Here is a 23,562-nt window from a genome sequence, read left to right on the forward strand (position 1 = left end):
TCTGTCACTGCTTACTTAAGCAGTTCGACCATCTTAATCACCATTTCTGATGAGCTTTGTGCGGCAAGCGGTAAAAATTCATCAAAGGACATCGGAGACGCTTTATCGGCTACATCTGAAATGGCGCGAACGACCACAAAAGGCACTTTGAATTGGTGGCAAGTTTGTGCAATTGCTGAAGCTTCCATCTCAACCGCAATCACGGTTGGGAAGTGTTGGCGAATAAAGCTTTGACGCTCAGCGGTACAAACGAAAGCATCCCCGGTACAAATCAGGCCGCGTACCGCGTGCTTATCTTTGATGTGTGTGAGTGCTTGTTCTGCAACGCGGATCAATGCATCATCCGCTTTGAAAGCGGCTGGTTGACCGGCCATTTGCCCCATTTCATAGCCAAATGCTGTTACATCGGCATCATGGTGACGAACTTCGCATGAAATGACTACATCACCCATGGTTAAGCTTGAATCAAAACCACCTGCAGAACCGGTGTTAATCACTACATCTGGTTGGTATTCATTAAGTAAAAGAGTGGTGCCAATGGCTGCGGCGACTTTACCAATGCCAGATTGTAGCAGCACCACATCCACCCCATGGATTTGACCTGAAAAATAGGTGCAGCCCGCTTTGCTGACTTCTTGAACATTGTCGATTGCGTTTTTTAATATCGCGACTTCTTGCTCCATCGCGCCAATAATGCCGATTTTCATGAGGTTTCTCTTATTCGGTTAGTAGTAAATATTCGGTTAATACTAAATATCTGGTGAATATGCCCTTCCTACTTGAGGCCGCAGCGGTGTTGGCTACGTTCGCTCACCCCAATCACATAGTTTGCCTACGCTCATGGGGACTCACTCACTTGCCGCCTACCTGCAACTCCAAGTTGTTTGGGTATAGCAAAATTGGCCGAAGTTTAGCACGAAACTTTCCGCCAGTGCGATATTGAGCAACTATTCAATCAAGCCTGCTTTGGTGAGGTTTTCTCGCAGTGTTTCTGCTCGCTTACGATTGACGCCCATATCTGAATAACCAATGCGCGATTCAGATCGTACGATTAAACGCCCGTTCTCTATCTTAAGTTCAAGATCATCCACAAATCGCCAAATACGACTGGTGCATTCAATGCGGAGATAATTGTCCTCTTTCACCGCCGTTTTAGAGCGAGGAATAGAAAGCGCAACCGCTTCAATTTTATCTAAAGAGACGCCTGTTTTGAGGATAAAGGGAGAGAGCGAGAACGCGTTACGCTCATCTTGAGTCGAAACGCAATTCGGTTTATTTCCGCAAGGGGTCGCAGTGCGATCGGTCATAGTTGTCACTCCTTGGCTGCAAGCGGTTAGTGTGGCAAACATCAGTAAACTTAGTACTACGCGCATGATAGTCCTTATCAAATGAATCCTCATTACCAATCGCCAAAATACAAGCGAGCTGCAGTGTCGATGGCTGAAGGAAAATGGCCTAAGAAAAAAGGATTCACGTTACCATGAATCCTTCAAGGATATTAAGCAGTTAAGGCTTAAAGGCCTAAGTAGTCAAGTATTCCTTCTGCGGCTTTGCGCCCTTCGTCAATGGCAGTGACGACCAGATCGGAGCCGCGTACGGCATCCCCACCAGCAAAAATTTTTTCATTACTGGTTTGGTACTGGAACGATTGCTGCGACGCGGCCTTAATGCGTCCCCATTGATCAAGTTCAACACCGAATGGCTCAAGCCATGGCATGGCATGTGGCTGAAAACCAAACGCCATAATGACGGCATCGGCTGCCAACACATGTTCGCTACCCGCAACGGGCTCGGGCTTGCGACGCCCAGCGGCGTCAGGCTCCCCCAAGGCAGTTTGCACCACTTTAACGCCACTCACTTGGCCTTGTTCATTGACCTCAATGGCGAGCGGTTGCAGGTTGAACATAAATTCTACGCCTTCTTCTTTGGCATTTTTCACTTCTCGGCGTGAACCCGGCATGTTCTCTTCATCGCGTCGGTAGGCACAAATCACTTTGGCGGCATGTTGGCGAATAGAAGTGCGCACGCAATCCATCGCAGTGTCTCCGCCTCCAAGTACCACGACTTTTTTGCCCGCCATATCAATAAATGGTTGGGGTGATTCCAAACCCATCACTTTATAAGTATTTGACACTAAGAAGGGTAGAGCATCGTAAACACCGTTTGCTTCTTCATTTTCTAGCCCTGCGCGCATGTTTTGGTAAGTCCCGACACCGAGAAAAACAGCATCATATTCATTAAGCAGCGTCTGCAGTGTGATGTCTTTACCTACTTCGATGTTGAGCTGAAATTCGACTCCCATCTCACTGAAAATGCGGCGGCGGTTTTCCATTACGCCTTTTTCAAGTTTGAAAGAGGGAATACCAAAGGTTAGCAAGCCACCAATTTCAGGATAGCGATCAAACACCACGGGCTTTACTCCGTTGCGCACTAAAATATCAGCTGCGGCTAGGCCAGCTGGGCCTGCACCAATGATCGCTACTTTCTTATCTGTCCACTCCACGTGCGACATGTCTGGTTTCCAGCCCATCTCAAACGCTTTGTCGTTAATGTATTTTTCGATGTTACCTATGGTGACCGCACCAAAGTCATTGTTTAGAGTACAAGAACCTTCACAGAGGCGATCTTGTGGGCAGACTCGCCCACACACTTCGGGCAAGCTGTTAGTTTGGTGCGATAGCTCAGCGGCTTCAATAATGCGCCCTTCGTTGGCCAGTTTTAGCCATTGCGGAATGTAGTTGTGCACTGGGCATTTCCATTCGCAGTAAGGGTTGCCGCAATCTAAGCAGCGATCCGCTTGAGCGGTCGCTTGCTGTTTGGTAAAGGGTTCGTAGATTTCGACGAACTCGATTTTGCGAATAGTGAGCGGCTTTTTTGCCGGATCAACTCGATTCACATCAATAAATTGGTATACGTTCTGGCTCATTAATCTGGCTCCTTCCAATTATTGCGCTTGAACGCGAAGTTCGGCGGCACTGCGGCTTTGATGGCCGAGTAGGGTTTGCAGATCCGCCGCTTGGGGTTTGATGAGATAGAACTTTGGAATCCATTCATCAAAGTTCGCTAAGATCTGTTCAGCATGCACCGACCCAGTCTCTTCCAAATGCTCGGCAATTAAACCACGTAAATGTTCTTGGTGAATGTAGAGATCTTGCAATGAAATAGCCTCTACTGATTCACTGTTGACTCGACCTTGGAAATCACCGTTTTCATCCATCACGTAAGCAAAGCCACCCGTCATACCCGCGCCAAAGTTAACGCCTGTTGCGCCCAAAATGGCGACGATTCCGCCTGTCATGTATTCGCAAGCGTTATCACCAGCGCCTTCGATAACTGTGATAGTGCCAGAGTTACGCACACCAAAACGCTCTCCCGCTTTGCCAGCCGCAAACAGCTTGCCGCCCGTTGCACCATATAAACAGGTGTTGCCGATGATCGTAGCGTCGTTGCAGTTAAAAGCGGTACCAAGGTGGGGTCTGATGACCAGCTTTCCGCCTGCCATCCCTTTACCAACATAGTCATTGGCATCACCAGTAAGGTAAAGCTCAACACCACCCGCGTTCCATACACCAAATGACTGACCTGCTGTGCCATCGAGATAAATTTTAATCGGCGAGGCGGCTACGCCTTGGTTACCATAACGTTTGGCGATTTCACCAGATAGGCGAGCACCGAGCGAGCGGTCAGTATTTTGTACGTTGTAATACAAGCTGATCGATTGTTGTGCTTCAACTGCCGCTAAAGCGTCATCGACAAATTGTTGGTTAAGTTGTCCTTTATCAAACGGTGTATTGGGTTGAGTCCAGTAAAGCGGATGACCCTGAGCGGATACTGGCGCTTCCAATAAACCGGATAAGTCCAATTTGCTTTGCTTAGCGGTCATCCCTTCAAGTACTTCTAGTAAATCGGTGCGGCCAATCAGATCGGTGAGCTTTTCAACGCCCAACTGCGCCAAGTAACCACGGACTTCGTCGGCAAGACCGATGAAATAGTTCATCACCATCTCAGGTAAGCCTTTGAAATACTCTTTACGCAGCGTTTCATCTTGCGTTGCTACGCCTGTCGCACAGTTATTAAGGTGGCAAATCCGTAAGAATTTACAGCCCATCGCGACCATAGGAGCTGTGCCAAAACCGAAGCTTTCGGCACCTAAAATCGCGCCTTTAATCACGTCCAGTCCTGTTTTTAGACCACCATCAACTTGAAGTCGAATTTTGTGGCGTAGACCGTTTGCGACTAACGCTTGTTGGGTTTCAGCAAGGCCGAGTTCCCAAGGGCTACCAGCGTATTTTACCGAGGTGAGTGGGCTAGCCGCTGTACCGCCGTCATAACCAGAAATAGTGATAAGATCGGCGTAGGCTTTGGCAACGCCAGTGGCAATGGTGCCAACGCCCGGCTCTGAAACTAATTTGACCGAAACCAAAGCTTTTGGGTTAACTTGTTTGAGATCGAAAATCAGCTGGGCTAAATCTTCAATCGAATAAATATCGTGGTGCGGCGGTGGCGAAATTAAGGTTACGCCTTGTACTGAATAGCGCAACTTGGCAATTTCTGCGGTCACTTTATGGCCGGGAAGTTGGCCACCTTCACCCGGCTTAGCTCCTTGCGCCACTTTAATTTGCAGTACGTCAGCATTGGTGAGGTAATGCGGAGTCACGCCAAAACGCCCTGATGCGACCTGCTTAATACGGGAGTTACGTTCAGTGCCAAAACGGCGTGGATCTTCTCCACCTTCACCAGAGTTGGAGTAGCCACCTAAGCGGTTCATTGCGGTCGCTAACGCTTCATGGGCTTCTGGGCTTAAGGCGCCAATCGACATCGCCGCAGAATCAAAACGTTTAAATAGCTCCGTACTGGGTTCAATTTTTTCCAGTGCTAGCGGTGTCGCTGATTTTTTTAAGCGCAGTAAATCGCGTAGCATCGCGACGGGGCGTGCGTTGACCTGCTGGGCAAAGCTTTGGTAATCGGCGCTTTCACCTGATTTAACTGCGGCTTGTAAGGTGCCAACCACATCTGGGTTATAGGCATGGTATTCACCACCATGCACGTATTTTAATAAGCCACCTTGTTCGAGCGTTTTACGTTTGGTCCACGCTTTGCGCGCTAAATTAAATAGATCTTGTTGGAAGTCTTCGAAGTTAGCACCTTGAATGCGCGTGGTGACGCCTTTAAAACACAACTGAACTACGTCGCTATGTAGGCCAACCGCTTCAAACAGCTGCGAGCAGCGATAAGAGGCAACGGTTGAAATTCCCATTTTCGACATGATTTTCAATAAACCTTTGTCGATACCGTACCGGTAGTTTTGCATCACCTCGCGATAGCTTTTTTCCAACGTGCCATCATCAATCATTTTGCCGAGCGTTTCGTAGGCCAAGTAAGGGTAGACGGCGGTTGCGCCAAAGCCGATTAAGACTGCAAATTGATGAGGGTCACGTGCGGTGGCGGTTTCGATAATGATGTTTGCATCGCAGCGTAAATTGGCTTCGACTAAGCGAGTGTGTACTGCGCCCACGGCCATTGCCGCTGGGATCGGCAGTTTATCCTTATGCAAAGCGCGGTCAGACAATACGATCAATACCGATCCTTGGCGTACGGCCTCCTCTGCTTGTTGGCAAAGTTCGAGCAAAGCTTGCTTGAGATCCTTATGCTGTGGATCGTAATTGATGTCTAAAATGGTATTGCGATAGTGTTTGTCGCTGAGTTCCAATAGCTGTTGCATGTCGGAATAGAGCAAGATAGGTGAATCAAAGGTAACACGATAAGCGTGACCATCGGTTTCACAGAACACGTTCATCTCTTGGCCGATGCTGGTGGCCAGTGACATCACGTGCTTTTCACGTAGTGGATCGATAGGCGGGTTCGTAACTTGGGCAAATTTTTGGCGGAAATAATCGGTAACCAAGCGCTCTTTCGAAGAGAGCACCGCCATCGGCGTATCATCACCCATTGATCCCACCGCTTCTTGGCCTACATCTCCCAGTACGCGCAGTACTTGATCAATCTCTTCGTTGCTCATTGCAAACTGTTTTTGATAGGTTTTTAGCTCGTCATTGTCAAAGCTGCGCTCGCCCACCAAGTCGTCACTGAGTTCAGAAAATGGCGTTAATCGGTGGACGTTATTTTTCATCCACTCGCCATAAGGGTGACGGCTTTTGAGATCGTTATCAATTTCACTAGATTGCCACAATTTCCCATGGCGGGTGTCGATCACCAGCAGTTCACCGGGCCCAACGCGGCCTTTTTCAGCCACTTCATCGGGAGCGTAATCCCAAATTCCGACTTCAGAGGCGAGGGTGATGAGTTTATCTTTGGTGATCACATAACGCGCAGGGCGAAGGCCATTGCGATCAAGGTTACAGGCAGCATAACGGCCATCCGATAACACAATGCCAGCCGGGCCATCCCACGGCTCCATGTGTTTTGAGTTAAAGTCGTAAAAGGCACGAAGGTCTGGGTCCATATCAGGGTGATTTTGCCACGCCGGCGGCACTAACATACGCATGGCACGGAAAATATCCATTCCCCCCGCTAAAAACAGATCGAGCATGTTGTCTAAGCTTGATGAATCGGAACCTGTTTCATTGACAAATGGCGCGGCGGTTTGCAGATCCGGTAGTAGGGGAGAGGCAAATTTGTAAGCCCGTGCTCGCGCCCATTGACGGTTCCCTTCGATAGTATTGATTTCACCATTGTGCGCTAAATAGCGGAACGGCTGTGCCAGTGGCCAACGTGGCTGAGTATTGGTTGAAAAGCGCTGGTGGAACAAGCAAATGGCTGATTCCATCCGTAGATCAGCTAGGTCAAGATAAAAGCGCGGTAGGTCTGCAGGCATGCACAAGCCTTTGTAAACAATGACTTGAGTCGATAGTGAGCAAATATAGAAATCACGATCTTCGGTGATCTGTTTTTCAATGCGACGGCGAGCAATGTAAAGGCGTCGTTCAATGTCTCGTTCACGCCAACCCGCTGGAGCACTAATAAAGACTTGTTGAATATCAGGCACGGATTCGGCAGCAATAGGGCCAAGTACAGCTTGGTTCGTTGGTACGGTTCGCCAACCTGTCACTGTGAGTGTTTCTTGCGCCAGTTCTTTGTTGATAATATCGCGCGCTGATTGCGCTTTGACCGGATCTTGGCTGAAGAAAATCATACCAATCGCATACTGTTTGGCGAGCTTCCAGCCTTTTTCTTCAGCGATGAGTCGTAGGTAACTATCTGGTTTTTGTAGTAATAGACCACAGCCATCACCGGTTTTACCATCGGCTGCGATACCGCCACGGTGGGTCATGCGATCTAATGCTGAAATCGCGGTTCTGACTAATTTATGGCTGGTTTGGCCTTCCATGTGGGCGATCAAACCAAATCCACAGTTGTCTTTATCTAAACTTGGATCATATAGAGCCATTGCAATTCTCCCTTTGCTTCTCTGTCATCCAGACAGTAAATGACTAACTATTCTATTTTTGTTGTTTTAAGTGGGTAATTATGCGTTCATTCTCAATTTAAATTTTAACAAAAATGATTATTTTAATTTTCACTGACTTCACAACCTATAGCTTATGGTGCAAAAGGTCAAGTTGTTGGTGAAAAATCATGTTGCAATGGGATTTACCACCTAATCATCTAGATTAATATAATATATTCAATGAGATAGAATTTTTGTTGTTACAGTTTGTTAACGTGGGTAATCTCATGGAATAAGAATTAGCCATAAAAAAGGCCAGCATTAAATGCTGGCCAAAAAGTAGGACGTTGGAAGGAATCATCGCTGCTTAGCGCTCTGGATCACCTTGAACCAGCGAAAAGAGCGCGAGGCACTAGGCTGAAAGCATCAATGAGTAGGCTTTCGCTTCTAAGTTGGTGTTGCCCATCAAGTAAGCGTCGATCTCGCGTGCGCACTCGCGCCCTTCATTGATACAACGTACGACTAACGATTGTCCTGTGCGCATATCACCGGCAGCGAAAACACCTTTTTGGTTGGTCGCAAAACCTTGTGTTGCCACATTACCACGCTCATCTAACTTGATATCAAGCTGAGCAAGTACACCATGTGGTTCTGGATGTAAAAAGCCCATAGCAAGGAAAGCCATATCACACGCAATAATACGTTCACTGCCCGCGACTTCATCAAAGTTCGGGCGCTCACCCGGTTTTGCATCTTGCCAAACGATATCAGCAACACGTAGCCCCGTGACTTGACCTTGCTCGTTGCCGAGGAACTCTTTGGTTAGAATATTCCAATGACGTTCGCAGCCCTCTTCGTGGGAGGTTGAGGTGCGCAAAATCATTGGATATTGCGGCCAAGGCATATTGGCTGGGCGTTTATTGGCTGGGATCGGCATGATTTCAACTTGCGTGATGCTTGCGGCGCCGTGTCGGTTTGAGGTTCCGACACAGTCAGAACCAGTATCACCACCGCCAATCACCACCACATGTTTGCCCTTAGCGTGGATCTCGTCAGTTTTAAGATCCATGTTATTCGCGCGGCGGTTATTTTGTGCCAGAAACTCCATCGCAAAATGAACCCCTTTTAACTCGCGCCCCGGAATCGGCAGGTTACGAGGCACGGTAGAGCCACCAGTAAGCAAGATGACATCAAACTCTTGGCGCAGTTGCTGTGCGTTGATATCAACACCGATATGTGCGTTTACTTCAAACTTGACGCCCGCTTCTGCCATCAAATTGATTTTGCGATCAATAACGTCCATACCCAGTTTGAAATCCGGAATGCCAAAACGCAGCAGGCCGCCGACTTTTTCATCACGTTCAAACACAGTAACTGAGTGACCCGCGCTGTTCAGCTGCTCAGCTGCGGCCAAACCCGCCGGGCCAGAGCCAATGATAGCGATGGTTTTTCCAGTACGAGAACGCGGCTTTTTCGCTTTGGCATAGCCTTCGCGATAAGCCGTTTCCACGATGGTTTTTTCGATATTACAGATGGTAATGGGATCTTGGTTGATCCCGAGTACGCACGAACTTTCGCAAGGTGCAGGGCACACGCGACCAGTAAACTCGGGGAAGTTATTGGTTGAGCTTAAGATCTTCCAAGCTTCTTCCCAACTATCACGATAAACGGCATCGTTAAATTCAGGAATAATGTTACCGATAGGGCAACCGTTATGGCAAAACGGTACTCCGCAGTCCATGCAACGAGACGCTTGAGTATTAATTTTGCTACCAAACTCTTCGTTGAGGACAAACTCTTGGTTGTTTTGAATGCGAACCGTTGGATCGAGCTTTTTTGGCAGCTCGCGGCCATGTTCTAAAAATCCAGTAGGCTTACCCATTTATACGGCCTCCACTTCTTCCGTTTGTACTTGCGCAGCTGTAGCCTTGCGTTTTTGAAGAACCGCTTTGTAGTCACGCGGCATCACTTTCACCATTTGGGTAAGGTTTGCTTCAAAATTATCAAGGAATAACTGAGCCACTTCACTTCCTGTGAACTGAACATGCTTGTTGAGCATCTCACGTAGCAGATCGGTATCTTCTTGTTGCAGTGGGTCGAGATCAACCAATTCAGCGTTAAGCTTAGTTTCGAAGTCTCCATGTCGATTCCACACGTAGGCTACACCGCCGCTCATACCAGCCGCAAAGTTACGTCCTGTCGAACCTAGGATCACTGCGACGCCACCTGTCATGTATTCACAGCCGTGATCGCCGATACCTTCTACGACCACTTTGGCTCCTGAGTTACGCACGCAGAAACGTTCTCCAGCAAGGCCGCGAATATAGGATTCACCAGAAGTTGCGCCATAGAAACAGACGTTACCCACCACGATATTATCTTGCGCAATGATGGTTGAGCGCGTGTCAGGGTAGAGCACTAAGGTACCGCCAGATAAACCTTTGCCCCAATAATCGTTGGCATCACCTTCTACTTCAAACGTTACACCTTTAGCAAGGAATGCACCGAATGATTGTCCTGCGGAGCCGTTGAATTTAACTTTCATTGGCTGAGGTAGACCTTGGTCTTTGTATACCTTCGATATTTCGTTCGACAGCATAGTACCCGTGCTACGGTCAGTGTTGACGATAGGGAAGACTGCGTTAACCGCTTCGCCTTTCTCAAGCGCGGGGTTGGCTACTTGAATTAGCTGACGATCTAGCACGTTTTCTAGATGATGATTTTGTTTGGTTTGGCAATAAACACCATCTTCTGCACGAGGCTCTTGAATGTACAACACTGGTGATAAATCGAGGTTTTTGTATTTCCAGTGGTTGATGTTGTCACGCACTTTCAGTTTATGCGATTGGCCAACCATTTCATCGATAGTACGGAAACCCAGTTCAGCCATGATTTCACGTAAGCCTTGCGCCATATATTGGAAGAAGGTGACCACATCGTCTACGCGGCCATCAAAGCGCTCACGCAAGGTTTTGTTTTGTGTCGCAATGCCTACTGGGCAGGTGTTTTTATGACACTTACGCATCATGATACAGCCTTCAACCACTAGCGCAGCGGTGGCAATTCCCCACTCTTCTGCGCCTAACAATGTCGCCATTGCAAGATCTCGTGGTGTTTTCATCTGACCGTCACTTTGCACCACAATGCGATTACGCAGGCCATTTTTAAGCAAGGTTTGGTGCGTTTCAGCAAGGCCGAGCTCCCAAGGTAAGCCTGTGTGACGAATCGAAGACATCGGTGATGCACCCGTGCCGCCATCATAGCCAGCAATTAACACCACATCCGCTTTGGCTTTAGCCACACCGGAGGCGATAGTACCAACCCCGGCTTCGGAAACTAATTTCACGTTGACGCGGCCGGTACGGTTCGCGTTTTTCAAATCAAAGATCAGTTGCGCCAAATCTTCGATCGAATAGATATCGTGATGCGGTGGTGGTGAAATAAGACCGACTCCCGGAGTCGAGTGGCGTGTCGCGCCGATCCAATCATCGACTTTATCACCCGGCAGTTGCCCACCTTCACCTGGTTTCGCGCCTTGAGCCATTTTGATCTGTAGTTCATCGGCATTGGTGAGGTAGTAAGAGGTCACGCCAAAACGACCAGAAGCGACCTGCTTAATTGCAGAGCGTTCCCAATCGCCATTTTCTTTGCGTTCAAAGCGTGCTGGATCTTCACCGCCTTCACCCGAGTTGGATTTCGCGCCAATACGGTTCATCGCCACGGCTAACGTTGAGTGCGCTTCGTAGGAGATTGAACCAAATGACATGGCACCGGTTGCGAAGCGTTTTAAAATACGTTCAATCGGTTCCACTTCCTCAATAGGAATCGAACCGGCTGGATTTTTAACAAAATCAAGCTGGCTACGCAGCGTGGCAGCGTTGTCGCCTTGGTCATCTACCGCTTTCGCGTATTGCTTGAACTGCACATAATCTTTGTTGCGTGTTGATTGTTGCAGCAACGAAATCGTTTCAGGATTAAACAGGTGTTTTTCGCCACGCTGTTTCCACTGATAAACGCCGCCCACATCCAACACTTGCACTGGAACTTCGCGAGTCGGGTAGCCCACGCGATGGCGAACTAACACCTCTTTTGCGATGTCATCAATGGTCAAACCTTGGATGCGCGATACAGTGCCAGTAAAGTACTTATCTACCACTGATTTGCTGATGCCCAACGCTTCAAAAATTTGCGCACCGTGGTAAGACTGCAGTGTGGAAATGCCCATTTTGGAGAAGATCTTCAGTAGCCCGCCGTTGATGCCTTTGCGGTAATTGTCAAACAGATCTTTTGCTGCAATGGTCGGGTCGAGTTTTTTGACTCGTTGTAAATCGATAATGGTTTCAATGACTAAATACGGGTTAACCGCATTTGCGCCATAGCCAATCAATGTCGCAAAGTGGTGTGTTTCACGCGCGTCGCCGGTTTCTACCACTATGTCACATTTAGCTCGTAAGCCTTTACGGATCAGGTGGTGATGAACCGCACCGACAGCGAGCATTGCAGGGATTGCCGCATGGTTTGAGTTTACCGCGCGGTCAGTCAATAAAATAATCGAGTAACCATCGATAACCGCATCTTCTGCATATTGGCAAATGCGTTTCAGCGCGCGTTCCAATTTGCCTTGATCTTCACTGGCTTGAAATACGATATCTAAGGTTTTCGCTTGCAGATGTTCGTTATCAATAGCGCGCAGTTTCTCAAGCTCAGAGTTGGAAAGAACCGGAGATTCCAATTCGACTTTTAAGCAGTGCAGGGGGGTCTCTGTCAGTAAGTTCTGATCTTTACCGAGGTAAGTATTGAGCGACATCACCATTCTTTCACGGATCGGGTCGATCGGTGGGTTGGTGACCTGAGCAAACAGTTGCTTAAAGTAGTTGGAGAGATGCTGTGATTGATGCGAAAGCACTGCTAGAGGCCAGTCTGCACCCATGGCCGAAAGCGGTTCATAACCGGTTTTTGCCAAAGGAAGAATGATTTCATTCACCTCTTCTGAGCTGACGCCAAACGACTGTTGGCGTGACATTAGACGCTCAGGAGCAGGTTGGCTGTACTGGTTGCTCGCTTCAGGCAGCTTTTTCAAGCTGAGGAGGTTCTCTTCAACCCATTTGGCGTAGGGCTGCGCATTGGCAATACTGTCTTTCACTTCCTCATCAGAAATGATGCGTCCTTGCTCTAAATCCGCGACAAAGATACGTCCGGGCTGTAAACGGCCACGGTATTCCACGTTCTCTGGTGCAATTTCAACCACGCCAGATTCAGAAGCCATGATCAGAAAATCATCTTTAGTCACGGTATAACGTGATGGGCGCAGGCCGTTACGGTCCAGTGTTGCGCCAACTTGTACACCATCAGTAAAACATACTGATGCTGGGCCATCCCACGGTTCCATGACGTTAGCATGGTATTGGTAAAATGCGCGGCGGGTTGGATCCATATTTTTATTTTCTTGCCACGCTTCAGGGATCATCATCATCAGGGCGTGTGGCAGGCTGCGGCCAGACAGAATCAGTAACTCTAATGCCATATCGAAGTTGGCGGAATCTGAACTGCCTTCTTGGCAAATTGGCAGCAGCATGTCGATTTCAGCTTGTGTAAACAAATCTGATTCGAGGATCGCTTCGCGCGCTTTCATCCAGTTTAAATTGCCGCGAACTGTGTTGATTTCGCCGTTGTGCGCAATGTAACGGAAAGGCTGAGCTAAGCGCCATTTAGGGAATGTATTGGTCGAAAAACGAGAATGCACCAGCGCCAGCGCAGTCACCATGGTCGGATTTTGTAGATCAAGGAAGTAGTGTGGTACTTGCTCTGTGGTGAGCTGACCTTTATACACCAAGGTTTTGTAAGACATGGAGTTGATGTAAAAATCATCACCAATGTTGGACACACTTTCTAAGCAGACTCGAACGGTGTAATTACGCAGAACGTACAATTTACGCTCTAATTCTGCGGGGGTGGTACTTGGGCCACCGGAGATGAAAACGTGCTCAAATTGAGGCTCAGTGCTAAGTGGGTCTGCGCCAATCATGGAGTTATCGGTTGGCAAAACGCGATAACCCAGTACTTCTAAATCGAGTCTCTTGGCGTTGCGTTCTAAAATATCACGACACTGGGCGCGTTTGTGCTCATCTCTTGGAAACAGCACCACGCCGACGCCGTACTTTTCAAACGAAGGCAGTTTTAAGCCAAGTTTAACGGTCTCTTCAAGTAAAAACTCATGGGGTTTTTGTAATAAGATACCTGCGCCATCACCAGAACATGGGTCACAGCCTTGGCCACCACGGTGTTCCATACGAGCAAGCATGTCTAAAGCTTGAGTCACAACTTGGTGAGACTTACGGTTTTTCAGGTGGGCAACAAAACCGATACCACAAGCGTCATGCTCCAATTCAGGAGTATATAGACCTCGTGAATCCTGCTCTCTATCTACCATAGATACATCCTTCCAGTTCAATTTAGACGCACGTGTGCTAAGGCATACTTAGCGATGCGACTTGTCCTTTAATTGTTATCAATCTAAACCTGCCTGTGTTGGCGGGTTCGAATCCTTTCCGTCTCTCGCCGGAAAAATATGGCGAGAAAAACATTCCTTAGTGATATTCAATTTATTTATGCCACTTGCTAGTGGTTTGTATAGGAGGGGTGCGAATATCACCGATTTTTCCACAACTATTTATGTAAGGAATATCACAAAAAATAGGGCGGATGTGTAAGTATCCTACAATTTTGTTTATAGGAATTCCAACGAAAACTCATTTTAGTCGCCCATTTTTTTCGTTAAAAATGCATGTACCGTTTAACATTGGTGCAACATTAAGCAAATAACGCTGTTTTTATGAATGTTTATTGATTTTTGTTAGGTTGGAGAGTGTTTGATACGGCTACTCTTTGTGAATTTATTTTGCAGGGATGTAATTTAGTTACATAAATCTAACTGAGATTCATTACTATCTATAAGCGGTATTTCTTCAATGCAATTACATCAACTGGTTAACACGATCGGCCAAGATCTACAGCGCCGTTATGGCGAAAAAGTTCACAAGCTGACCCTGCATGGTGGTTTTAGCTGTCCGAATCGAGATGGCACGATTGGGCGAGGTGGTTGCACCTTCTGTAATGTCGCTTCTTTTGCTGATGAAGAAACACAAGCCCAAAGTATTGAGCAGCAATTGACAGAACGCGCTGGTGAAATCAAACGTGCCAAAAAATATCTCGCGTATTTTCAAGCTTATACCAGTACCTATGCGGAAGTGCAGGTGTTGAAAAATATGTATCAGCAAGCGCTTCAATCGGCTGACATTGTTGGGTTATGCGTCGGCACTCGGCCTGATTGTGTACCCGATGCTGTGCTCGATTTATTGGCCGATTATGTGCGACAAGGTTTTGAAATTTGGCTCGAACTGGGTTTGCAAACCGCCAATAATCAAACACTCAAACGGATCAACCGTGGTCATGATTTTGAATGTTATGCGTTGATCACTGAGCGCGCTCGAGCCTTGGGGATCAAAGTATGCACGCATCTCATTGTGGGGCTACCTAAAGAAACTCGTACCGATAATCTTCAAACCTTAAAGCAAGTCTTAGCGGTAGGCACTGATGGTATCAAGTTACATGGGTTGCATATTGTTGAAGGCAGTACGATGGCCAAAGCGTGGCGAGCAGGAAAATTACAAGCGCCAACGTTAGAAGAGTATGTTTCCATTGCGAGTGAATTGATTCAAATGACGCCGCCTGAGATCATTTATCACCGAGTCTCGTCAGCCGCCCGGCGGCCGACACTGCTTGCGCCACTGTGGTGTGAAAATCGTTGGCTTGCGATGACCGAAATAGGCCGAGCACTTAATCAAGGTGGCGCGCAAGGCTCACGCTTAAGTCGAGCGTTTGTCTATACGCTTCCAAACAGCTAAAGATTCAAGCAATTTCGCAAATCCTTGTGATTAACTTGGCTGACGAATCGACGTTAAACGCGTTAGACTAGTGGCACTGTTATTACATGGAAGTGTTTAATGAAACCCATGAAAAACCTTGCCCAGTACTATGTCGACCTATTGGTCAAACTGGGCATTCTTCGTTTCTCCATTCTTCTTGCGCTCGCTTTAGTGGCCTTGGCAGTGGTGGTGCAAGTTGGTATCACGTTGGTGCTCAATGGTTATGTTGATGATATCGACATCGTTCGTTCTGTCTTTTTTGGTTTATTGATCACGCCTTGGGCGGTCTATTTTCTTTCAGTGGTGGTCGATCAGTTAGAAGAGTCACGTCAACGCCTCTCGAAGTTGGTTTCTAAGCTCAAAGACATGCGCTCACGCGATCAAGAGCTCAATTATAAGCTTCAGCAAAATATCGAAAAACTCAACCAAGAAATTGAAGAGCGAATTAAGGCAGAGGAAGCGCGTGAAGAGGCGATGGCCGATTTAGAAAATGAGGTCTATCAACGCGAAAAAACGCAGCTTGAATTGGCAGAAAGAACCGCCTTATTGCGCTCTTTTATCGATGCCTCTCCTGATCTGATTTACTACCGTAATGCGAACGGCGTTTTTTCTGGCTGCAACCGAGCGATGGAAGAGCTAACGGGCAAGCGTGAGCATCAGTTGGTTGGGTTAACTCCGTGGGATGTCTATAGCAAAGAAGTCGCGCAACAGATCGTTGAAACTGACGAAAAAGTGTTTGCTGACAATCAAGCCATCACTTATGAGCAGTGGCTTGAATACCCTGATGGCCGCAAAAACTATTTTGAACTGCGTAAAGTCCCTTTTTATAGCAAAGATGGCCGCCACTTAGGGTTGGTGGGCTTTGGGCGAGACATTACCGAACGTAAACGCAATCAAGAGTCTTTGGAAAAAGCGAGCCGGGATAAAACTACCTTTATTTCAACCATCAGCCACGAATTGCGCACACCACTCAACGGTATCGTTGGTTTGAGCCGCATGTTGCTCGATAGTCCCATGACCCCAGAACAGCGTAAGTACATGCAGACCATTAATGTCAGTGCCATTACGTTAGGTAATATCTTCAACGATATCATTGATATGGATAAGTTTGACCGCCGGAAACTAGAACTACTGCCAGCGCCGTTGAATTTTGAAGAATTTGTTGCTGAAATTGAAAGCATCTCGGCGTTGATGGCAGAGCAAAAAGGGCTTAGGTTTGATCTCGAACGGCTCAGTGATTTACCTGTTGCGATTGAAGTGGATGCTACGCGCCTGCGTCAGGTATTGTGGAACCTGATAAGCAATGCGATGAAATTTACCAAAGAAGGTGGCGTCGTCATGACGGTCTGCGCTGACATTGAGGATAAGTTTGCGCGCATTACCATGGAAGTTGAAGACACAGGCATTGGTATACCAGAGGCTGAACTCGATAAAATTTTCGCCATGTATTACCAAGTTAAATCGGGTAAGGACAATTTGCACGCTGTTGGCACGGGGATTGGCTTAGCGGTATCTCGCCAGTTAATCAACTTAATGGATGGTGATATTTCTGTGAGCAGTGAAGAAGGCTTTGGTAGCACCTTCACCGTTTCAATTCGTGTGCCTTTGGCACAAGATGCCCAATTCAAACCAACGTTACCCGTTCCTCAAAAAAGTTTAGCCATTTTTATGGTTGAAGATATTGAGCTCAATATTACAGTTGCTCGTTCTTTGCTAGAAAGTTTAGGACACACGGTTACCGTCGCTATGACAGGTGAAGAAGCCAAACAAAAATTTGTGCCGCAAGAGTACGATCTGGTTTTCCTCGACATTCAACTGCCAGACATGACCGGGTTTGATGTCGCTGCGTTTTATCGAGAAACTTATGATAACCTTCCGCCATTAGTCGCATTGACCGCCAACGTATTGAAAAATAAAGCTGAATATCTAGAGAAAGGGATGGATGACGCGATCAGTAAACCATTGTCAGTACTGGCGATTCAAGAGGTGATTGCAAAATTCACCCATAGTGAGGCGATTCAACTTGCCGACGCTAAGGTTAAGGCTGCCTCAGAAGAACACAGTGAGTTGAACACGCATTTGCTCGATCTTGAAATGCTTGAGTCTTATATCGATATTGTTGGTCCGAAACCTGTGCTGGAAAGTATCCAAATGTTCGAGCAGATGATGCCCAGTTATGTTGAAGTGCTAGATTCCAATATGGTAGCAAAAGATCAAGCAGGCATTGTTTCAGAAGCACACAAAATCAAGGGTGCTGCGGGTTCAATTGGTTTGAAACACATTCAAAACGTTGCACAAAAGGCACAGTCGCCAGAGCTACCTGCTTGGTGGGAAAATATTGGTGACTGGATAGATGAAATTAAAAATGGGTATCAACACGATATTCAAGTCTTGAAACAATGGTTAACTCAAAGGTAATGGTATGAAAAAAATCGGGTTGGCTTCATTAGTCATGGCGCTACTATCTGGCTGTAGTTCACCGCAAGTGAATTGGCTGCAGGACAGCAGTGCCGTGATATCAAATATCACCATTGGGTTGAAAAGTAACCTTTGGATCAATCAAATGCCTACAGCTAATGAGAGCGAAATACCTCTTGTGCATGGGACATTAAGATTGGATTCGTCGGCAATATTACCTGCCAATTTAACGATTGACGCGTTGATGGTCCAGCAAAGGGATAAAAATTGGCTGGTGGGCAGTGAATCGTTAGATTTACGGACTCAAAGTGAAGATCAATGGGAAGTTGTGTTTGAATGGCCGATGCAGCTTAATGTGGATAAGCCCGTTAATGTAGCTTTGCAATTGAGCGATGGTACAACAGCGCAGTGGCTTATCGAAAAGAGCGTCTTCATCGACAAAGTCTATTAGATTTATAGAACGGCTCCACGCGCAGTAGTCAGCCATGAAAAAAGCCCTTTAACCTGAGGTTAAAGGGCTTCTAACTATCTGGGGGTAGACGCTTAGTCTTCTAGATCACCACAGAAGCGGTAGCCTTCGCCATGAATTGTGGCGATGATCTCTGGCGTACCTGAGACTGATTCAAAGTGTTTACGGATACGACGAATCGTCACATCTACTGTTCTGTCGTGTGGTTTCAATTCACGGCCAGTCATCTTTTTAAGCAAATCTGCGCGAGTTTGGATTTTTCCTGGGTTCTCACAGAAGTGCAGTAAAGCGCGGAATTCTGAGCGAGGAAGCTTGTAGCCTTCACCATCCGGATTCACTAAAGAACGGCTATTGATATCCAATACCCAACCGTTGAACTCATATTTTTCCACACTGCGTTTCTCTTCTTGAGTCGTATTGGTATTCATTGAACGACCTAGAAGATTACGAGCACGAATCGTCAGTTCACGTGGGTTAAATGGTTTGGTGATGTAGTCATCAGCCCCGATCTCTAAACCGAGGATTTTATCAACTTCATTATCACGACCAGTCAAAAACATCAGTGCAACATTAGCCTGTTCACGAAGCTCACGAGCTAACAGAAGGCCGTTTTTACCTGGTAAATTGATGTCCATAATGACCAAGTTAATGGGGTTATCAGACAGCACATGGTGCATCTCTTCACCGTTACTGGCCTCAAAAACAGCGTATCCCTCTGCTTCAAAAATACTCTTAAGAGTGTTACGAGTTACTTGCTCATCTTCAACGATAAGAATCTGCGGGGTTTGCATTGGCGGTACCTAAACTTGTGAAAAAATTGTGCTAATAGAATTAATTGTAGGCAAAAAATTGCAACATACAGGTAATCTGCTGCCGATAATAAACTAAAGTTTTGAAAAAAACACTTACTTCAGTTGCCCGCCGTCCTTAGGCATATCTTGCATTGAGGTCTCCATACCCTCGGTGTTCTACTAGTCTTTAAGGCGGATTCTATAATGTTAACAGCATGCTAACAACGGCAGAATGTTAATTCCAATCACTTTGTTGATTTACATCAAGAGTTCTAATGTAACAAATATTAATCGTCTTAAGCAGTTGTAAATTTACACCACATTACCCATGCAAATAGCATGCTTTTTGGGGATTTTCGCTGGGGATGGTAGCATTAGGCGCAATGGGCTTTACCTCACATAGAAATTTACCAGCAAAGAACTTGTTAACTCGATACTTGTCAAAAAATGGGAATTGCGTAAAAAATCAACGTTTACAGCGGGGGATATCGCACTATTATGGATGTCACCAATATGAATATTAAGTCTTTTAAATGCAGTTGGCCGCCAAGTTATGCTCATTCTCAGCGGATTTTTCTTTACATCGTTTGTATGAATAGGTGAGTAAAGTATCTGGCATTATGGTTCATTGAGCTGTGGTTTTACAGCGCGTCTAATGTGTCAGATGAAAATAATAAACAATAATCAAGGAAGAAGGATGATAGATATCACACCAGATATTTGCGATAAATTTGAATCGCAAATCAATATATTGGATTTGCCTTTGCAAACTTTTGGTTTAAGGAGTGCTTTTTGGGGGCAAATTGTCACCGTACGTTGCTATCACGATAACTCTAAAGTTCGTGACGTATTAAGCCAAAATGGTAAAGGTAAAGTTTTAGTCGTCGATGGTAACGGTTCGTGTCAAAGAGCGTTATTGGGTGACCAACTGGCGATCATGGCGATTGAAAACGGTTGGGAAGGGGTCATCATTTATGGAGCGATACGCGATGTTGCTGCGTTATCGCAAATGGATTTAGGCGTGAAAGCGTTAGCGAGTTGTCCACTTAAGACCGATAAGAGAGGTGCAGGCGAAATTAATGTGACGCTGACTATCCTCAACCAGATGATTCAGCCGGGTGACTATGTTTATGCCGATTGGAATGGTGTTTTAACGTCAACTCAAGCGCTAGACTGGCACTAGAATCTGAAACCCACCCCAAATTGAACGCCTTGCTGCCACTCTTGATAATCAAGGGTGGCATGTAAATCAACGTTTTCTGACAGTTGAAGTCGGCTAGATAGCTCCGCCGCCATAGCATCGGCACTGCTCGTATCATTCGGATTACTGGCGGCTGACCGTAAGGTGCTTTTTAGTGATAATTTGGGGGTTAGCTGGTAGCTAAGGCCACTTAAAAAACCACTTTCGGATCCGTAGTCGGAATTGTTTATCCTCGCTCCAATGTACAGATCTAAATTGTCAAAAAGGTTATAAGAATAACCGCCATCAATAGTCCAACTATCAAATTGTTGACCATCACTTTCGCTTGAAAGAAATAAGCGATGTGGAGATTGGCTCTGTGAAGAAGGAAGTGCAGGTAAGGTATTGGCCATGCTAGATAAAGAGACAAGCAGAAATAAACATAGTGCAACTTTTAGTTTCATCTGCCTCTCCTTATTCTTGTTTTGAGTTACTGCGTCCACTGCGGTAACAACAATTAAAGCACAAATTTCACACGATGACAGCGTTATGTATATAGCATTTTGTTATTTGCTTATGTGTAAAATGGTTGTGCTTAATGTGCAATAAGTATCTTATTTGTGTTGTGTTTTTTAATTTGATTAATTCGGAATGACTATAAAAAATAGCAGATTTTCGTTGACTAATGATGACGAAGTAAGGTAAACGTAAAGGCAATTAAACACACGAGTATTTAAATTTTTCTATGTTACAGCGCAGCCTAGTAGTAATGACAACCACCATTATTATTACCGACATGACACATGTTGGGGCGGGCCGCTGAGCGAAAAGTTTTTACAAAAAAGGCCTGTATCCCACCAGATACAGGCCTTTTTTTATACTAATTTGAACTGTTTTGGAGGAAGGGATGCGAGTATTAAAGTTTGGAGGTTCATCGTTAGCCGATGCTGATCGTTTTTTAAGGGCGGCAGATATCATCGTTAACAATGTACAGCAAGAAGAAGTCGCCGTTGTGCTCTCTGCACCGGGAAAAACCACCAATAAATTAGTGGCAGTTATTGAGAGTGCTTTGCGTAATGGCGAAGCAGAACGCCAAATAGCGGAGCTTGAATTCTCATTTTTCGATCTACTCGCTGGCATCAAAGCACAATTACCTAATGTGGATTCGGCCGCTTTTGACAATCAAGTAAAAACGTCACTGTCTCAGCTGCGTCAATTTGTACACGGCATTAATTTACTCGGTATGTGCCCAGACAACGTCAATGCGCGCATTATCAGTAAAGGTGAGCGAGTCTCTATCCAACTGATGAAAGCGGTACTTGAAGCAAAAGGACAAGCGGCTGCACTGATTGATCCAGTACAATATCTTTTTGCTAAAGGAGAGTACCTTGAGGCAATGGTTGATGTTGAGATCTCCACGCAAAATTTCAAGCAAAATCCACTTCCGCAAGCGCATGTTAACATTATGCCGGGTTTCACGGCTGGTAATGAAAAGGGTGAATTGGTCTGTCTAGGCCGTAATGGCTCGGATTATTCTGCAGCCGTGCTTGCGGCATGTTTACGTGCAGATTGTTGTGAGATTTGGACCGATGTCGATGGCGTTTATAACTGTGACCCACGTTTGGTTGCGGATGCTCGTTTATTAAAATCACTCAGCTACCAAGAAGCGATGGAGCTTTCGTATTTTGGCGCGTCAGTGTTACATCCCAAAACCATTGCACCGATTGCACAATTTCATATTCCGTGCCTTATCAAAAACAGTTTTAATCCTCAAGGCGCAGGCACGCTGATTGGTCAAGATACAGGTGAAGATAAGCTGGCTATCAAAGGTATTACTACACTCAATAATTTGACTATGGTCAACGTCTCCGGCCCTGGCATGAAAGGCATGGTCGGCATGGCTAGCCGTGTGTTTGGCGCGATGTCTGCCGCAGGCGTTTCTATTGTGCTGATTACACAATCTTCTTCAGAATACAGCATCAGTTTCTGTATTGAGGCGCAAGATAAAGCCCTTGCCAAAAGAGCATTATCGGAAGCGTTTGAACTGGAATTAAAAGATGGCCTACTTGAGCCTGTCGAGTTTATGGATGACGTTGCGATTGTCACTCTGGTTGGTGACGGCATGCGCACTTCGCGCGGAGTGGCTTCTCAATTTTTCTCATCGCTGGCTGAAGTTCACGTCAATATTGTTGCCATTGCACAAGGCTCTTCCGAGCGAGCTATTTCGGCGGTGATTCCAGAAGATAAAATTTCAGAAGCGATCAAGGCTTGTCATGAAAATCTCTTCAATTCTAAGCATTTCTTGGATGTGTTTGTGGTCGGTGTCGGCGGTGTCGGAGGCGAATTAGTTGATCAAATTCATCGTCAGCAAGCCAAACTAGCCGATAAAGGAATTGTGATTCGAGTGTGTGGCCTTGCCAATAGTAAGGCACTATTACTGGATAGCGAAGGCTTGCCGCTGGAGCATTGGCGTGATCGAATGCATAGCGCGAGTGAAGAATTTAGCCTCGCAAGGCTTATCTCTCTAGTGCAGCGTAACCATATCATTAACCCTGTCTTAGTTGATTGTACTTCCAGTGAAGTGATCGCCAACCAGTACGCCGAATTTTTGGCTGCGGGTTTTCATGTTGTGACGCCTAATAAAAAAGCCAATACCGCAAGCATGGCCTACTATCACCAGCTGCGTGAAGTGGCGCGCAACTCGCGCCGTAAACTGATGTACGAAACGACGGTTGGTGCTGGTTTACCTGTGATTGAAAACTTGCAAAATCTCATTGCTGCTGGTGATGAGTTGGAAAAATTCAGCGGTATTTTATCTGGCTCTCTCTCGTTTATTTTCGGCAAGCTGGATGAAGGTATGACACTTAGTCAAGCTACGCAGCTGGCTAAAGACAAAGGTTTTACTGAGCCTGATCCTCGTGATGATCTGTCGGGAATGGATGTGGCTCGCAAGTTGTTAATTTTAGCTCGTGAGGCGGGAATGCCTTTAGAACTGGATGACGTAAAAGTCGATCTTGCTTTGCCAGCGGGTTTTGATATTTCGGGTACAGTTGAAGAGTTTATGGCGCGCTTGCCGCAGGCTGATGCTTATTTCCAAGAGTTATCCACTAAGGCAGCAGCCGAAGGTAAGGTATTACGTTATGTTGGTGAAATATCAGAAGGCCAATGCAAGGTGAAAATTGCAGTAGTCGATGAAAATGACCCAATGTTTAAAGTCAAAGATGGTGAGAATGCACTGGCGTTTTATAGCCGTTATTACCAACCGATTCCATTGGTGTTGCGTGGTTATGGGGCGGGTACAGAAGTAACAGCAGCAGGGGTGTTCTCTGATGTGATGCGCACCTTAGGTTGGAAGTTAGGGGTTTAATTGA

General features: G+C 46.3%; 14 protein-coding genes and 1 other annotated feature. Of the genes, 6 read left to right on the forward strand and 8 right to left on the reverse strand.

Annotated elements, in window-relative coordinates:
- Positions 1-11: 11 nt before the first annotated feature.
- The 6 genes from mtnN to gltB (NB504_RS12720) form a co-directional block, all read right to left on the reverse strand.
- Positions 12-707 (reverse strand): 5'-methylthioadenosine/S-adenosylhomocysteine nucleosidase, encoded by a 696-nt coding sequence (mtnN, locus tag NB504_RS12695; RefSeq protein ID WP_258429021.1) that lies wholly within the window; start codon positions 705-707, stop codon positions 12-14.
- A gap of 240 nt (positions 708-947) precedes the next feature.
- Positions 948-1,373, reverse strand: a complete 426-nt coding sequence (locus tag NB504_RS12700) for a DUF1499 domain-containing protein (protein ID WP_081244961.1) — start codon at positions 1,371-1,373, stop codon at positions 948-950.
- 140 nt (positions 1,374-1,513) lie between these two features.
- Complete coding sequence (locus NB504_RS12705; protein WP_026027954.1) at positions 1,514-2,926, reverse strand: FAD-dependent oxidoreductase; 1,413 nt, start codon at positions 2,924-2,926, stop codon at positions 1,514-1,516.
- A gap of 18 nt (positions 2,927-2,944) precedes the next feature.
- A complete protein-coding gene (gltB, locus tag NB504_RS12710; RefSeq protein WP_258429022.1) occupies positions 2,945-7,408 on the reverse strand; it encodes a glutamate synthase large subunit in 4,464 nt (1,487 codons plus the stop codon).
- Between the two features lie 412 nt (positions 7,409-7,820).
- Entirely contained in the window at positions 7,821-9,290 is a 1,470-nt protein-coding gene (locus tag NB504_RS12715) for a glutamate synthase subunit beta (protein WP_258429023.1), read from the reverse strand.
- Positions 9,291-13,838, reverse strand: coding sequence for a glutamate synthase large subunit (gltB, locus tag NB504_RS12720; protein ID WP_258429024.1), 4,548 nt, complete (start codon positions 13,836-13,838; stop codon positions 9,291-9,293).
- 538 nt (positions 13,839-14,376) lie between these two features.
- Between gltB (NB504_RS12720) and NB504_RS12725 the strand changes: the two genes are divergently transcribed.
- The 3 genes from NB504_RS12725 (at position 14,377) to NB504_RS12735 (ending at position 18,202) form a co-directional block, all read left to right on the forward strand.
- A complete protein-coding gene (locus NB504_RS12725; RefSeq protein WP_064625857.1) occupies positions 14,377-15,312 on the forward strand; it encodes a TIGR01212 family radical SAM protein in 936 nt (311 codons plus the stop codon).
- 99 nt (positions 15,313-15,411) lie between these two features.
- The gene (arcB, locus tag NB504_RS12730) at positions 15,412-17,751 is read left to right on the forward strand and encodes an aerobic respiration two-component sensor histidine kinase ArcB (protein WP_013856106.1); all 2,340 of its coding nucleotides are present in this window, start codon (positions 15,412-15,414) and stop codon (positions 17,749-17,751) included.
- A gap of 4 nt (positions 17,752-17,755) precedes the next feature.
- Positions 17,756-18,202: a hypothetical protein gene (locus NB504_RS12735; RefSeq protein WP_013856107.1), complete on the forward strand. Its 447-nt coding sequence runs from the start codon at positions 17,756-17,758 to the stop codon at positions 18,200-18,202.
- 92 nt (positions 18,203-18,294) lie between these two features.
- Here NB504_RS12735 and arcA read toward each other — a convergent pair whose 3' ends face one another.
- Entirely contained in the window at positions 18,295-19,011 is a 717-nt protein-coding gene (gene arcA, locus NB504_RS12740) for a two-component system response regulator ArcA (RefSeq protein ID WP_013856108.1), read from the reverse strand.
- 697 nt (positions 19,012-19,708) lie between these two features.
- Here arcA and NB504_RS12745 point away from each other — a divergent pair.
- Complete coding sequence (locus NB504_RS12745; protein WP_010318275.1) at positions 19,709-20,194, forward strand: putative 4-hydroxy-4-methyl-2-oxoglutarate aldolase; 486 nt, start codon at positions 19,709-19,711, stop codon at positions 20,192-20,194.
- Here NB504_RS12745 and NB504_RS12750 read toward each other — a convergent pair.
- Positions 20,191-20,694, reverse strand: coding sequence for a hypothetical protein (locus tag NB504_RS12750; RefSeq protein WP_017043071.1), 504 nt, complete (start codon positions 20,692-20,694; stop codon positions 20,191-20,193). The genes NB504_RS12745 and NB504_RS12750 overlap by 4 nt on opposite strands.
- A 242-nt stretch (positions 20,695-20,936) precedes the next feature.
- Between NB504_RS12750 and thrL the strand changes: the two genes are divergently transcribed.
- Both thrL and thrA read left to right on the forward strand, forming a co-directional pair.
- A complete protein-coding gene (gene thrL / locus NB504_RS12755) occupies positions 20,937-21,014 on the forward strand; it encodes a thr operon leader peptide (RefSeq protein ID WP_100208354.1) in 78 nt (25 codons plus the stop codon).
- Positions 20,952-21,069: a sequence feature (Thr leader region), on the forward strand. It overlaps the preceding gene by 63 nt.
- Before the next feature lie 29 nt (positions 21,070-21,098).
- Positions 21,099-23,558: a bifunctional aspartate kinase/homoserine dehydrogenase I gene (gene thrA / locus NB504_RS12760; protein WP_088721271.1), complete on the forward strand. Its 2,460-nt coding sequence runs from the start codon at positions 21,099-21,101 to the stop codon at positions 23,556-23,558.
- Positions 23,559-23,562 lie beyond the last annotated feature (4 nt).

The sequence above is a fragment of the Vibrio sp. RM-69-4 genome, from assembly GCF_024743775.1.
Taxonomy (GTDB): Bacteria; Pseudomonadota; Gammaproteobacteria; order Enterobacterales; family Vibrionaceae; genus Vibrio; species Vibrio anguillarum.